The sequence below is a fragment of the Brevibacillus laterosporus DSM 25 genome (assembly GCF_002706795.1).
Lineage (GTDB): Bacteria > Bacillota > Bacilli > Brevibacillales > Brevibacillaceae > Brevibacillus_B > Brevibacillus_B laterosporus.
Genome location: NZ_CP017705.1, coordinates 1928159 through 1942809 on the forward strand (window position 1 = coordinate 1928159; position 14651 = coordinate 1942809).

Below are 14651 nucleotides of genomic sequence, written 5' to 3' on the forward strand. Positions count from 1 at the left end.
TTATTGTTTTCCCTCTACCAAATACTTATCAAATTCATCTAAAAGCAGATTGGCTGCACGTACACCGCCTGCTATATTCCAGATGACATCGTCTACTTTAAACACTTTGTTTTTCTTGGATACACTGAGGTTCTTCCATAATGGATCGTTTAACCAATCTTGTTCTAGCTTGCTACCACTATCGTCATTTACACCTTTATTGTACGTATAGTAGAACAAGATGTCGCCATCTAATTCAGGCATCCGCTCTTTGGTAATTTCAGCTGCAAAATCATCTTTTTGCTGTGCTTTTGGTCGAGCAAAACCTACTTCATTCAGTAACATTCCTGCAAAGGTTTGACTATAGTAAATGCGAGTTTTACCAGGCATAAAACGTACCAAGGATACTTCTGTTTTTAATTTATCCCCAGCCTTTGTACGTAAGTCAGCTACTTTTTTATCAAAATCGGCAACTACTTTATCGCCTTCTGCTTTCTTATTTAAAGCTTCCGCATACAATTTAAAGTTGTTTTTCCATTCACCGCGCAATGTTTCTGCTAAGACAGTTGGAGCAACGGCACTTAGTTGATCATAAATCTTTTCATGACGCATTTTTACGCCAAGAATGAGATCGGGTTGTAGAGCCGCGATTGCCTCGATATTGGGCTGTAGCTCATCACCAACTTCTTTTACACCCTCCATATCTGCTTTGATATGATCGTAGAAGGGTTGGTCCTTTTTATCCCAAGATTGCACGGCGCCAACTGGCTTAACACCTAGCTCCAGAACAGCTTCTGTCCCTTCACGAGTCAAAACTACCACACGTTGAGGCGTTCCATTTAATTTAGTTTCTCCCATTGCATGTTTCACCTTATAAGCTGTGCCCTCTTGTTTTGCTTCACTTGGCTTGGCTTCTGTTGTAGCGTTTGGTTGTTGACCGCACCCTACGACAAGCATCATTAGTAGCAAAACTGGCGCAGCAATCTTCATGAAACGTGATTGGTGCACTATTTCTAAAATTTTCATTTGTTGTTCCCCCCAGAACTCTTGATAACGATTATCAATGTCGGATATAATCGTATATGCCAGACTTCGATGTGTCAACAAGGGAAAACATTTCCTTAGAACATATTTGAACTTTCGCAAAAAAGATTATGTTGATCACCTGTCACATCATACTGACAGAATGCAAAAAAATAGGAGAACACTGTAATGAGAAAGAGCATCTTAGAACGACCTTTTGCCAAATCAACAGGTCTGCTACTCGGATTGTTAGTATTACTAGCTTGTATGCTGGTCAGTGTTGTTTATGGTGTTATTAATACTGATATACACACCCTGATAGAAGCTTATACAAATTTTAACGAAAGCAATGAGCACATTGTCATTCTGGAAACAAGGGTTCCTCGTAGTATTATTGCAGCAGCCATAGGGATTAATTTAGGTATAGCAGGTTCGATTCTGCAAGCCTTGACACGTAATCCAATTGGGGACGTAGGCATCTTTGGGATTAATGGAGCCGCCTCATTTGCTATTGTTTGTTCTGTTGGTTTCTTAGGAGCGAACTCTATGCAAGCCTTAACCTGGGCTGGTTTTACAGGAGCCTTGCTAGGTGGGATTTCCGTTTATATCTTAGGCTCTATTGGTCGTGATGGAATGACCCCCTTAAAAATGACACTGGCAGGTGCCGCATTAACCGCTCTTTTCTCTTCCTTCACTAATGGTATTTTAGTGACAAATGAACAAGCCTTAGAGGAAGTATTATTTTGGTTAGCAGGCTCTGTAGCTGATCGCAAGCTCTCCTATCTAATTGAAGTGTTACCTTTCATGATCGCCGCTTGGGTTTTAGCGCTATTGTTAGCCCCAGCAATTAATACGTTCATGTTGGGAGAAGATGTAGCAAAAGGCTTGGGACAACAAACGCTTTTGTTAAAGATCGGAATGGGTGTAGTCGTGATTATTTTATCCGGCTGTTCGGTGGCTGTGGCCGGACCAATAGGCTTTGTTGGTCTGTTTACTCCCCATTTAGCACGTTATCTTACTGGAAATGATATGAAGTGGACAATATTGTACAGCGGGTTATTTGGAGGAATTTTACTTGTCATCTCTGATATATTAGCCAGAGCCATAGCGATGCCTCAGGAATTACCAATCGGTGTAATGACCGCCTTATTTGGAGCTCCCTTCTTCATCTATGTCATTCGAAAGGGGATGCTTCGTTCATGAGGAAATCACTTGTATTTCGTCTTAAAAAACCGAATATTTCCTATTTAATGGAAAGACGTGTGCTTTGGATCGTTCTTACTATTCTGTTCCTAACGTTTATGGCAATGGTATGTAGCGTCGGAGTGGGCGAATATCCCATTTCTCCATGGAATGTTATAAAAGTCTTTTTTGGACTAGGTAGTGGCCAAGAAAATCTAATTGTCATGAAATTTCGCATGCCCCGTCTTTTGACAGGAATGCTAGTTGGAATGGGGCTTGGTGTATCAGGGGCAATCCTTCAAAGCATCATTCGCAATCCACTCGCTTCCCCCGATATCATTGGTATCACCAGTGGGGCTAGTGTTGCGGCAGTCGTCTTCATTGTTTTGTTTGAGACAGCTAGTATTTTCTGGCTTCCTCTGTTTGCGATTCTAGGAGCCGGTATTGCAGGCTTACTAATCTATGTATTAGCTTGGAAAAAAGGGGTAACCCCTGTACGACTCGTCTTGATAGGAGTCGGTGTAAAAGAGATTTTAACCGCTCTTACCACCTTAATAACTGTTGCTAGCCCACTTTATTTAACGCCAAAGGCTAAAATTTGGTTAACGGGCAGTGTCTATGGAACCTCATGGGATACCGTATCCATGCTAGCTCCTTGGATTGCTTGCTTTATGTTACTCGCCTTCATATATGGTCGTAGTGTTAACCTGCTACAATTAGGGGATGATGTGGCCCAAGGAGCTGGTTCCGCTGTTGAAAAACATCGTCTCATCCTATTGTCCTTTTCCGTAGCATTAGCCGGAGCTGCTGTGGCCATCGGTGGGGCAATCAGCTTTGTTGGACTATTAGCCCCTCATATTGCAAAAAAGGTAGTAGGTCCCGTTTTTGGAGCTTTATTGCCTACATCGGCACTGCTGGGTGCCGTAATCGTCTTAGTCTCTGATCTCTTGGCTCGCACTGTCTTTGCACCACTTGATCTACCTGTAGGAATTTTCACCTCCCTCATTGGAGCGCCGTTCTTCATATTTCTATTGGTTAAAAATCGTAATAAGTAAGGAGATGAGATGCAATGTCTGCTCTAGAAACGAAAGGGCTAACCCTGCAATACGGGGATTCGATTATAATTGAAAATCTTGGTCTCTGTATTCCTAAGGGTGAAATTACTGTTTTAATTGGAAGCAACGGGTGTGGGAAGTCCACTCTTCTTCGTTCCTTGGCTCGATTATTAAAACCATCAACAGGACATATATTATTAAATGGCAAAGCTATTGCAGAACAAACAACAAAAGAGATCGCCAAGCAAATGGCTATTCTTCCACAGGGTCCGATTGCCCCTGAAGGATTAACTGTCTTGCAATTAGTTAAACAAGGGCGTTACCCACACCAAAACTGGCTCAAACAATGGACTGCTGAGGACGAAGAAAAAGTCGCCTTTGCTCTAGAAGTAACACAATTAACAGAGCTAGCTCACCGTCCAATTGATTCGCTTTCCGGTGGACAACGCCAACGTGCTTGGATCGCTCTTACACTGGCTCAAGATACAGATATTATTTTGCTTGATGAGCCCACAACCTATCTAGACATGACCCACCAAATTGAAGTGCTTGATATTTTATTTGAATTAAATCAGACACGTGCATCTACAATTGTCATGGTGCTACATGATCTTAATTTAGCATGTCGGTATGCGCATCATTTAATTGCTGTTCAAAATAAACAAATTTATGCTCAAGGTAGTCCTGAAACAGTGCTGACGGAAAGAATGGTTGAACATGTTTTCCGTATGCAATCAAAAATTATTTCCGATCCTCTGTACGGTACACCAATGTGTATCCCTGTGGGAAATGGTCGCATGTTACTACAGCCTACACAAGGTGAGATTTTGCAAGCACAACGACGCGCTACCTAAAACTACGTAAGCACATGTAATGTATTTGAAGCATAAATCATCTCCATAAAAGTCATCATTCAAATGTAGATTATTTTGTGGATATTTAGCTCTAGAACTCGACAAACGATTGTCTTTCACGTTACAATCCTCGTGTGATAGTTTTTGCCATTCATAAATGAATTGTGTCTGACAGACAATCTATCTAGAATACATATTGCTCTTATAACTGTTACGAGGCTACTTGCACGCTTACGATGAACATGTCTCCGTCGCTAGTTGATGGAGATTTTTTCTTGCTTTTTTATTTGTGATTTCATTGAATTTATTGGCTCAATGATATATCTTAATATTTAGCGTTTTTTTAGAGAAAAATGGGTGAGAACTACTAAATTTATATAGAGATGGGAAATGATAAATGAAAACGATCATACACTTGGATTCAGTGGAAAAAAGCTTTAATGATCACGTGGTCATTCCCGCATTTTCACTGTCAATCCAGGAAGGTGAATTCATCACTTTGCTCGGTCCCAGCGGATGCGGAAAAACGACGCTGATGCGCATGATTTCTGGGTTTGAAGAGCCTACCTCAGGACATATCTACCTTGATGGAAAGGATGTAACAAAAATTCCTCCTTACCAACGAGATATGAACATGGTATTTCAACATTATGCTCTGTTCCCACACATGACCGTTGCTGAAAACATTCTTTTTGGTTTAAAGATGAAAAATGTGCCACAAGCCGAACAAAAGACTCGTTTGGAAGAAGTGTTGCACTTTACACAACTGACCGAATATCAGAAACGTAAACCAAAACAGCTATCTGGTGGACAACAGCAACGTGTTGCAATTGCCCGTGCGATCATTAATAATCCAAGGGTATTATTATTGGACGAGCCACTTGGTGCTCTAGACTACCAACTACGTAAAAACCTTCAGGTTGAATTAAAAAATATCCAGCGCAATTTGGGCATTACCTTTATCTATGTGACGCATGATCAAGATGAAGCTATGTCTATGTCAGACCGAATCGCGGTTGTGAACCAAGGTCGAATTGAGCAATTGGGTACACCAGAAGAGATTTATTACAAGCCAAACAGTTTGTTCGTTGCAACCTTTATTGGTGAGAACAATATCATGAATACAAAAGCAGGTCTTTTAGGCGTTCGTCCTGAAAAGATTCGTTTATATAAAGAACATGAAGAAGTAGCTCAACATAAGAGCCAAGGCATCATTGAAGATATTATTTTCTTAGGTAATATCTTTAAAGTGTTTGTCCGCGCCGAGGACGACATCGTTATTACTGCACATCTTTACGAAAAAGGCTCTTGGTACAAAGGCGAGAGAGTTGGTGTATTCTGGGCGGAAGAAGATGAGGTGATTCTGCGTTGAAAAATAAAGGAAAGCTACTCGCTCTCCCAGGATTCCTCTGGTTAACGATCTTCTTTTTAGTTCCAATGCTTTTTGTAGTTATACTCTCCTTTCTTAAGCGGGGAGTATACGGACAAATCGTCTACGAATTTACACTAGCTAACTATGCTAGATTCTTTGAATCGCTATATGTACAAATTTTTATCGAAACCTTACTAGTATCCTTGGGAACGACCTTCATTTGTCTACTGTTAGGTTATCCCTTAGCCTATATGATTACGCGACTAGATCGTAAGTGGCAGAACATGTGGCTCTTATTAGTGATGATTCCATTTTGGATTAATTTTCTGGTTCGCTCTTATGCTTGGGTCATCATCTTACGTACACAAGGTCTGGTAAATACTGTTTTACAATCGCTTGGCCTTATCGACCAACCGCTCACGCTCTTGTATACACCAGGGGCTGTTTTGCTCGGGATGGTCTATGCGTTGTTGCCGTTTATTATTTTGCCGATCTATGTCTCTTTGGAACAGCTAGATCGTAAAAAGCTGGAGGCTGCCTATGATTTAGGAGCTACACCAGCCAAAACATTTTGGCACATTACCCTGCCTCTAACTATGCCGGGGGTTGTAAGCGGCTGTATATTAGTATTCGTTTCTTCCTTGGGTATGTTCGTCGTTCCAGATGTAATGGGTGGGGCCAAGTCTTCACTATTTGGTAATGTTATTCAAAACCAATTCTTGTCTGCACGTGATTGGCCATTTGGTTCGGCATTATCCATGGTGATTGTGCTCTTCTCGATCATTATGATTTATTTATACTATCGCGCAACCAAAATGCAAGAGAAACAAGAAGGGAGAGGATGAGGCTATGAAAATGCGTAAAAATCTCCTGTTTGCCTACTCCTTGGCGATTATCGCGTTTTTATATTTACCGATCGCCGTACTCATCCTCTATTCTTTTAATGATTCGAGGATCAATGCCACTTGGTCAGGATTCACCTTAAAGTGGTACACGTCGCTGTTTGAAAACGATCGTGTGCTAGATGCATTGATGAACAGCTTGATTATTGCCGTAATTACAACGGTGGTTACTACCATTCTGGCAGCTTTTCTGTCTTTGGCCCTCCATCGTTACAAATTTCGCTTTAAACAAGCATTCAATGGGTTAATTTATTTACCAATCTTAATTCCCGATATTCTAATGGGATTATCCTTACTCGTCATGTTTAGCCAATTGTATATGCCACTGGGTAAACTAACGATTATTATTGCTCATATCACATTTAGCTTGTCGTTTGCGGTGGTCATCATTACTGCTCGTTTAGCTGGTATGGGGCAGGAACTGGAGGAAGCAGCCCAAGATTTGGGTGCCTCCGCGTTTAATACGTTCCGCTATGTTACTTTGCCAATTATTTCCCCAGGACTGATTGCAGCTGCTTTAATGACGTTTACGATGTCGCTGGATGATTTCGTAATCAGCTTCTTTGTAGCAGGACCGGATTCTACTACGTTGCCATTATATATATATGGTATGGTCAAACGTGGTGTCTCTCCAGAGTTAAATGCTCTATCCACAATAATGATTCTTGTGATTGTGGTATTAATTGTCCTTGCAGAATCACTTGCTTTTAAAGGTACCGGAAATAAAACCACTCAAGAATAAAAATTTTATCTCTCAGGAGGAGGATATGCTATGCGTTTACTTAAGGCCATTGTGCCAATCGTTATGACTACTGTACTTGCCCTGACTGGATGTTCATCTAATGGTGGAAAAGAAGAAAGAGTTCTAAACATCTACAGCTGGGCTGATAATTTTAACATGGATGTTATCAAGGATTTTGAACAAAAATTCGATACTAAAGTCAATTATGCCATTTTCTCCAGCAATGAAGATATGCTAGCAAAGGTTCAGGCTGGTGGTGCCCAATTTGACCTTATTCAGCCTTCTGATTACATGGTTGATACTATGATTAAATTAAACCTGCTAGAAGAACTGGATAAATCAGCGATCCCTAATCTGCAAAACCTGGTGTCTACCTTTAAAACACCTCCGTATGATCCGGACAACAAGTACTCTGTAGTATACACATGGGGTGTAACTGGAATTGCATACAACAAGAAGTATGTAACAGAGCCACCAACAAGCTGGAGCGATCTATGGAATCCAAAATATAAAGGTCGCGTCGTAGTATTAAATGATTCCCGTGAAGCTTTGGGCATGTCCCTGAAAAAAAATGGCTTCTCTAACAGTACAATCAGTGAAAAAGAATTAGATATTGCGAATGCTGATTTGAAAAAACTGTTACCAAACCTATTAGCATTTGATACAGACACTATCAAACAAAAATTCATTGCGGAAGAAGCTTGGATTGGTACTGTTTGGTCTGGTGATGCAGCCTTTATTTATCCGGAAAATAACAACATTGGCTACGTTGTTCCAAAAGAAGGCGGAACTATTTTTGCTGATACCTTCGCCATTCCAAAAGGCGCTAAGCACAAAAAACTAGCTGAAGAATTCATCAACTATATGATGGACCCTGCCGTATCTGTGAAAAACTATGAAAAAATCGGCTATAGCAATCCAAATGAAAAAGCACATCCTCTGCATAACGAAGAGTATCGCAACAATAAAATGATTTTCCTGACTCCTGAAGAGATGAGTCGTACCGAGTGGTTAAAAGATGTCGGCGAAACCTTGCAAGTATACGATCGTCTATGGACGGAACTAAAAAGCGGTCGTTAAGATAACCTGAAACAAAAAAACCTGTTGTCTACAAAAAACGTAGGCGACAGGTTTTTATTTGACTATGTACATGCTAGTCTAGGCTAAACTTGTTTTTATTTATAAAAAATTTTTAATCAGGTTGAACTTCTAGCCAACAAGAGCATCCCTCACAAATCGGATTGGTACTAAGAACACCCAGCTTTATATATAGTGGCTCTAACATACTAAATAATTCTCGATCCTCAGCTACATAAAAATTAGGGAATAACAGCTTCAACTTGGAACCACCTAATAAATAAGATGCCAATAAATATTGCTCAGAATAGAAGAGCTGCATATATTCATGTGGATAATCATACGGCAAGAAAATATCGTGAACCTGAACGATTACACCTGGCTTTACTATTGGTAGAATCTCTAAAAAGGCAACCGTTACATCAGAATTAGTAAACGAACGATGTGAGCTGTCAATGAACAGGATATCCCCTGATTCTAGCTGTTGGAAAAATTCTATGGGGATCGTCTCTAAGGTTTGGCGAATCACCTCATCACATAAAGAATCAATCTCTGCTCTCGGTTGTGGATCAATAGAAATAATCTTGGTTGATAAATTGAGATCACGAATAGCTTTACGCGCAAACTTTGTAGAGTTACCTGATCCTACCTCCACATATCTAGCTGGCTTATGCTTTGCTAAGAAAGTGTATATGGCAACACCGTCTAGTAAAGGCAGCCAATTGTTGCGATAAAACGGTTCTTTATCACTCTGAGGATAATCTAACGATATAGTAGCTAATGCATCAACATGCTTCATAGTCTCCTCAAGATATTCCTTATACGTACTACGTTCGGTATCCATTTTCTGTTGTAATTTAGCATGCGGGGGTTTTCCATATCCATGCCGTGGCAGAGGAACTACAGGATAATCAAGATAAATATTCAAAACAAAGCCACCTCATTTCATACTGGATAGAAGTTCTTCTTTCCCTAATGTATGAATGGGTGGCTCTACTGATACCTCGTATTCCACTTAATCCAATGTGAATACTTAAGCAGTAATTGCTTCGCTCAACGGCATAAGAATTTCAAAAACTTCTCCATGCTGCAGAATTGTGATGTTCTGTTTTTTAATTTTCATAACAGCAACTTCTGGCTTTTGCTTCATCATTTCGATATATTCATCAGGTACTTCCCCTGCGTCGCTGATGGTAACACCTTCTACTTCTTTTTCCTCATCCTCAGCTAAAGGTGTTTTAAGAACAACCTGATAAATTTCAGAAAATACGCTGTAATTGTTTGTAAATACAGTGATACATCTCATTGTCGACATGTTTCCTCACCCTTTCTTTTACATGTTGAATATCCGTGCCTGTTTTGTTGTCTGTTCTACCTTTATAAGATATCCAAATCATGTACGATCTATCAACCTTGAATAGGGGTATCTCTGATGTTACACGTAGGAAATCATGTCCAGACAACGGACAACCTTGCACTTATCTATTTTAGCATATTCCTAGCGAAAGCTCTTCTTCTTTATAAAACTCTTGGTACAAAGCTATGACAGCATGATCTGCATCCCCTGCTCTTACACCAAACATTAAATTCACTTCAGATGATCCTTGGTTAATCATTTCGATATTAATGTCTGCGATGGCAAGCGCGGTTGCTGCCCGAGCAGAAATACCTACAGAAGACCGCATTCCCTCTCCTACCAGCATAACAAGAGCCATATTATATTGTACATGCACATCGTCCACATGCAACTCATTTTTTATGCGAGATACAATTCGAGCCTCTTTCTCCTTAGTGAGCTGATGCTGGCGAAGAATGACCGTAATATCATCAATGCCAGATGGACTATGTTCATAGGACAAATGCTCTTCCTCAAGGATCTGCAAAAGTCTTCTACCAAAGCCGATCTCTTTATTCATCAAGTATTTACTCACATAAATGCGACAAAATCCCACATCACTAGCAATACCGGCTACAATCCGTGAAGAATTATCCCGTCTGGTCACAATTTTTGTACCTGGTGCTGTGGGATTATTGGTATTCTTTATGCAAACAGGAATTTCCGCTCGAAAAGCAGGTATTAACGCTTCCTCATGGAAAACCGAAAACCCAGCGTATGATAATTCCCGCATTTCTCGATACGTTATCTCCTTTATTTTACATGGATTAGGAACTAAATGTGGATTTACCGCGTACACCGAATCAACATCAGTAAAATTTTCATACAGCTCTGCTCTAACAGCAGCGGCTAAAATGGAGCCGGTCACATCAGAACCTCCACGTGAAAAGGTTGTTAGCTTACCTTCCTGTGTATAACCAAAAAAACCAGGAAATATTAGCAATCCTTCTTTCTCTTTTAATAAAGCTAATTTCTCATAAGCTTCTGGAAGTACTTGAGCATTGCCATATTCACCACTGACTAGAAGACCCGCATCTCTCGGATTAATGTACGTAGCAGGAGCACCTAGCGTTCTTAGATATTCAGCAACCACTCTGGCACAATTATCTTCTCCTGATGCTTTTACAACGTCCATAAAGCCTTCTGAGTCTGTCCCATCCCATTGTAATAATTTTTGAAGGTCAGCAATGATTGCCCCTATGCATGTTGGTGATAATTGTAATTCGGAGCAAATTTCTTGATAACGATCTACAACCGCCTGCCATTCCTCCTGAGCCTGCCCGTGTTCAATCTGTTTGGTCCCAAATGTAATCAGTAAATCAGTGACCTTAACATCTTCCTTATAACGCTTTCCAGGAGCTGAGACCACGATAAGCCTACGAGTCTCATCATTCAGAATGATCTGACATACTTTTCGAATCTGTTCGGCATTAGCCAAGGAAGTACCACCAAATTTACACACTTTCATGTCGTTCCCTCCACCATTCTGTATTGCTTCTCTTTGGGTTGTACACTATCCTACCTCTTGCTTTTCCATATGTCTATTACACAAGCTCACATTTCATAATTTTTTACAGTTCCATCCCAAAATAAGGAAGAATGAGATGCTACCATTCCTGATATGGCAGGTAGCATCCCCTTATTCGACCTTCTACTTTTTACACTCTACCACATAATCCATTCCATGAAAACTATTGTCCTTGTGAGGTGTACATTTCGTGCAAAAATTTTTATGGCGTGATCATTAGAGAAGAGGGGAGAATAGCCGGGCTACAGATTCTACATATTTACGCCCAATTAATTTAGGTTCTTCTCTGCTTATCCTACTATTACTAATATCCTGTTCAAATTGTTTCGTTAGCTCTTGAATCAAAAGTGATCTTCCATAGCAAAGCGCGTTAACTTCAAAATTGAGATAAAAACTCCGGAAATCCCAATTGCTCGTTCCCACTAATGCTAGATTATCATCGACTAGTAGCACTTTTGCATGTAAGAAACCCTTGTCGTACAGATAAATGCTAACCCCTGCTTTTTTTAACTCATCTAGGAAGCTTTGGGAAGCATAGTAGACCAGCTTACTGTCAGGAATGCCTGGTAGGACAAGCGTTACCTCTACTCCTGCCTGCGCAATCGTGCACAAAGCTACCAGCAATACCTCATCGGGGATAAAGTAGGGGGAAGTAATTCTTACCGATTTTTCTGCACGCATGATCATTTGCAGGAATGCTTGGCGAATTGGTTCCCAACGTTCTCTAGGGTCGGTCGCTACCACCTGAATCATATGCTTATTCTTGTGCTCATAAGTAGGTTCAACTATTGATTTGTACACCTCTTCATCTTGCTTCTGCGTCTCAGAATAACTATTTTCTGTAGCAGAATTGGTCATATCTATGGTAAGACCAGATACCATCTTCCAGTCTTGAATAAAGATTTTTTGAAGCTCGCATGTAGCTTCTCCAGTTACCTGTATATGAGTATCTCGCCAAAACCCCAGCTTAGGGTCTTCCCCTACATATTCTTTTCCAATATTACATCCTCCAAAGAATCCGATATCATTATCAATCACGACGATCTTGCGGTGATTACGATAATTAAGGCGTATAAAAGTCCGTAAATGCTTACGTGAACTGAATCTGTAGAACTGTCCACCAGCCTGGCACAATTCATCGGCCCAAGCCTCAGGAAAGGTTTTGCTTCCTATATCGTCAACAATAACTCGTACCTCACAGCCTTGCTCAGCCTTTTTCTTGAGTAAATCAATCAGAGATCGTCCCACATAATCTCCTTCAATTGTATAAAACAAAACATGAATCTGATACATAGCTTTGTCTATTTTCTCCCATAAAGCAGTGTAAAAAGGAGCCGCTTTATGAAATAACTCCACGTGATTCCCCTGTGTGAGCTTAGCATCTGCATTCGCTTGAATGAGTCTTACCATCTTTGTAATAGACGAGTCCAAACTACTAGTACCCTCTGATTGGGTGGCTCCATTTGTACATCCTCTAGCTAACATCTGCTGAGTTTCGGTGATGTTTTGAGTTACAATCTCCTGATGTTTTTCATGCTGTCGATCCTTATCTTCTTTCCTCCAATGTCTCCCTGCAAAAAAATAAAAACAAATTCCAAGCACCGGGAAGCTATACACAGCAAAAATCCATGCTAATGTACGTTCTGGCATACGTTTTTCTGTAATAATAAATCCTGTAAAAATAAGCGTAATACTAAGATGGATGATTGTTGAAATCCAAAAGAAATGAAGCATAAAACCACCCTCACTTTTCGTCCGATCAATGTAGGAAAATAATTCATTTGTTTGTAGGTTACCTACTTTCCTTCCAAATCATGAGTAGTAATCTCAGGGAATTAAACAAAGCCAGCAGAATCGTACCTGCTGGCTTTAACTGAACGAGATTATTTCTATTTTTACAATGTAAATCGTTGCAAACGTCCCTGCATTTCATACTTAGCATTTTCCATTGACAAAAATAATTTTCATTTTATAATAATTATAAATTAGTAATTAAAATATTTTTCTTCTGATAATAATTTTAATTAAGGGAGATGTTTATATATGGATAAGAAACCACGTTTAACTACAAATCAAGGTGTCCCTGTAGGAGATAATCAAAATTCTCGTACTGCTGGAAGAAGAGGGCCTACGACATTAGAGGATTATCATTTAATTGAAAAGTTAGCTCATTTTGATCGAGAAAGAATCCCTGAGCGTGTGGTGCATGCTAGAGGTTCAGGTGCACATGGGATTTTCGTAGTAACGAAAAATATGAGCTCATTTACAAAAGCAGCCTTTCTGCAAAAAGCAGGTCAAAAGACGCCTGTCTTTGTACGATTCTCCACAGTTATTCACGGTCAGGGTTCCCCAGAGACACTACGTGATCCACGTGGTTTTGCCACCAAATTTTATACAGAAGAAGGCAATTATGATCTAGTCGGTAATCATCTACCTGTGTTTTTTATTCGTGATGCTCTAAAATTTCCTGACATGGTTCACTCCCTAAAGCCATCTCCTGATACAAATCTCCAAACACCGGATCGTTATTGGGATTTCATGACTCTAACTCCTGAATCAACAAATATGCTCACCTGGTTGTTCTCTGACTATGGTACACCTGCTAACTATCGCCAAATGGAGGGTTTTGGTGTCCATGCATTCAAATGGGTAAATGCAGAAGGCCAAGTCGTATATGTGAAATATCACTGGAAACCTGCCCAAGGTGTTAAAAATTTATCTGCCCAGGAGGCTTCAGAGATTCAGGCAAAAGATTTTAACCATGCTACCCGTGATTTGTACGATCATATTGAAGCTGGTGACTTTCCAAAATGGACACTCTATGTTCAAATCATGCCTGTAAATGAATTGGACTCTCTGGATTATGATCCACTCGACCCGACAAAAATTTGGGATGAACAAAGCTATCCACTACAGGAAGTGGGCGTGATGACTCTGAATCGCAACCCACAAAACTTTTTTGCGGAAGTAGAGCAGATAGCCTTCTCCCCAAGTGCAACCGTCCCAGGTATCGAACCATCAGAAGATAAGCTTTTGCAGGGACGTTTGTTCTCCTATCCTGATACACAGCGCTATCGTTTAGGAGCTAACTACTTGCAACTCCCAATTAATTGTCCGTATGCCCCTGTCCATAATCAGCAGCGTGATGGTGCAATGCAATTCCAGCAGCAAAGCTCTCCTGTTAATTATGAACCAAGCCGACATGCGGAGAATCCGGTAGAAGATCCTGCATATAAGGAGTCTGAAACACCTCTTGTTGGATATGTTAGTCGTGAAAAAATTGAGAAACCTAATGATTTTGCCCAAGCTGGTGAACGTTATCGAAGCTATAGTCCGGAAGAAAAAGTCAACTTGATTGCCAATCTTGCTAACGATCTGGCTACTGTTCATGAGCGTACAAAAATGCTTGCCATTTGTAACTTCTTCCGTGCAGATCGAGAATTCGGAATGCGCCTCGCAAGTGCTCTGAATGTAGACATTAGCTCCTATGTAAAATAACAACTAGCAACAACATAATAAGCCCATCTCTACAGTATAAGAG

At 40.3% G+C, this 14651-nt stretch carries 13 protein-coding genes; 8 read left to right on the forward strand and 5 right to left on the reverse strand.

What is annotated here, in order from left to right; all coding sequences use genetic code 11:
- A complete protein-coding gene (locus tag BrL25_RS09215; protein ID WP_018669680.1) occupies positions 1 to 1005 on the reverse strand; it encodes an ABC transporter substrate-binding protein in 1005 nt (334 codons plus the stop codon).
- Positions 1006 to 1191: 186 nt separating this feature from the next.
- Here BrL25_RS09215 and BrL25_RS09220 point away from each other — a divergent pair, with 186 nt between their 5' ends.
- From BrL25_RS09220 to BrL25_RS09250, 7 genes are all read left to right on the forward strand, one after another.
- Positions 1192 to 2205, forward strand: coding sequence for a FecCD family ABC transporter permease (locus BrL25_RS09220; RefSeq protein WP_018669679.1), 1014 nt, complete (start codon positions 1192 to 1194; stop codon positions 2203 to 2205).
- Positions 2202 to 3239, forward strand: coding sequence for a FecCD family ABC transporter permease (locus BrL25_RS09225; RefSeq protein WP_018669678.1), 1038 nt, complete (start codon positions 2202 to 2204; stop codon positions 3237 to 3239). The genes BrL25_RS09220 and BrL25_RS09225 overlap by 4 nt, the downstream gene beginning before the upstream one ends.
- Before the next feature lie 14 nt (positions 3240 to 3253).
- The gene (locus tag BrL25_RS09230) at positions 3254 to 4093 is read left to right on the forward strand and encodes an ABC transporter ATP-binding protein (RefSeq protein WP_018669677.1); all 840 of its coding nucleotides are present in this window, start codon (positions 3254 to 3256) and stop codon (positions 4091 to 4093) included.
- Between the two features lie 397 nt (positions 4094 to 4490).
- Positions 4491 to 5465, forward strand: a complete 975-nt coding sequence (locus BrL25_RS09235) for an ABC transporter ATP-binding protein (protein ID WP_018669676.1) — start codon at positions 4491 to 4493, stop codon at positions 5463 to 5465.
- Positions 5462 to 6310 carry an ABC transporter permease gene (locus tag BrL25_RS09240; protein WP_018669675.1) on the forward strand — a complete coding sequence of 283 codons (849 nt, stop codon included), beginning with the start codon at positions 5462 to 5464 and terminating at the stop codon, positions 6308 to 6310. The genes BrL25_RS09235 and BrL25_RS09240 overlap by 4 nt, the downstream gene beginning before the upstream one ends.
- Before the next feature lie 10 nt (positions 6311 to 6320).
- The gene (locus BrL25_RS09245) at positions 6321 to 7109 is read left to right on the forward strand and encodes an ABC transporter permease (RefSeq protein ID WP_376786050.1); all 789 of its coding nucleotides are present in this window, start codon (positions 6321 to 6323) and stop codon (positions 7107 to 7109) included.
- Between the two features lie 30 nt (positions 7110 to 7139).
- Positions 7140 to 8189: a polyamine ABC transporter substrate-binding protein gene (locus BrL25_RS09250; protein ID WP_018669673.1), complete on the forward strand. Its 1050-nt coding sequence runs from the start codon at positions 7140 to 7142 to the stop codon at positions 8187 to 8189.
- Between the two features lie 112 nt (positions 8190 to 8301).
- On the opposite strand, the gene BrL25_RS09255 is transcribed toward BrL25_RS09250, so the two are convergent.
- From BrL25_RS09255 to cls, 4 genes are all read right to left on the reverse strand, one after another.
- A complete protein-coding gene (locus tag BrL25_RS09255) occupies positions 8302 to 9114 on the reverse strand; it encodes a class I SAM-dependent methyltransferase (RefSeq protein WP_018669672.1) in 813 nt (270 codons plus the stop codon).
- A gap of 105 nt (positions 9115 to 9219) precedes the next feature.
- On the reverse strand, positions 9220 to 9492 hold the full coding sequence (locus tag BrL25_RS09260; protein WP_018669671.1) for a hypothetical protein: 273 nt from the start codon (positions 9490 to 9492) through the stop codon (positions 9220 to 9222).
- A gap of 181 nt (positions 9493 to 9673) precedes the next feature.
- Complete coding sequence (locus BrL25_RS09265; protein WP_018669670.1) at positions 9674 to 11050, reverse strand: aspartate kinase; 1377 nt, start codon at positions 11048 to 11050, stop codon at positions 9674 to 9676.
- 276 nt (positions 11051 to 11326) lie between these two features.
- The gene (cls, locus tag BrL25_RS09270; protein WP_018669669.1) at positions 11327 to 12844 is read right to left on the reverse strand and encodes a cardiolipin synthase; all 1518 of its coding nucleotides are present in this window, start codon (positions 12842 to 12844) and stop codon (positions 11327 to 11329) included.
- Positions 12845 to 13153: 309 nt separating this feature from the next.
- Between cls and BrL25_RS09275 the strand changes: the two genes are divergently transcribed.
- Entirely contained in the window at positions 13154 to 14608 is a 1455-nt protein-coding gene (locus BrL25_RS09275; protein WP_018669668.1) for a catalase, read from the forward strand.
- Positions 14609 to 14651 lie beyond the last annotated feature (43 nt).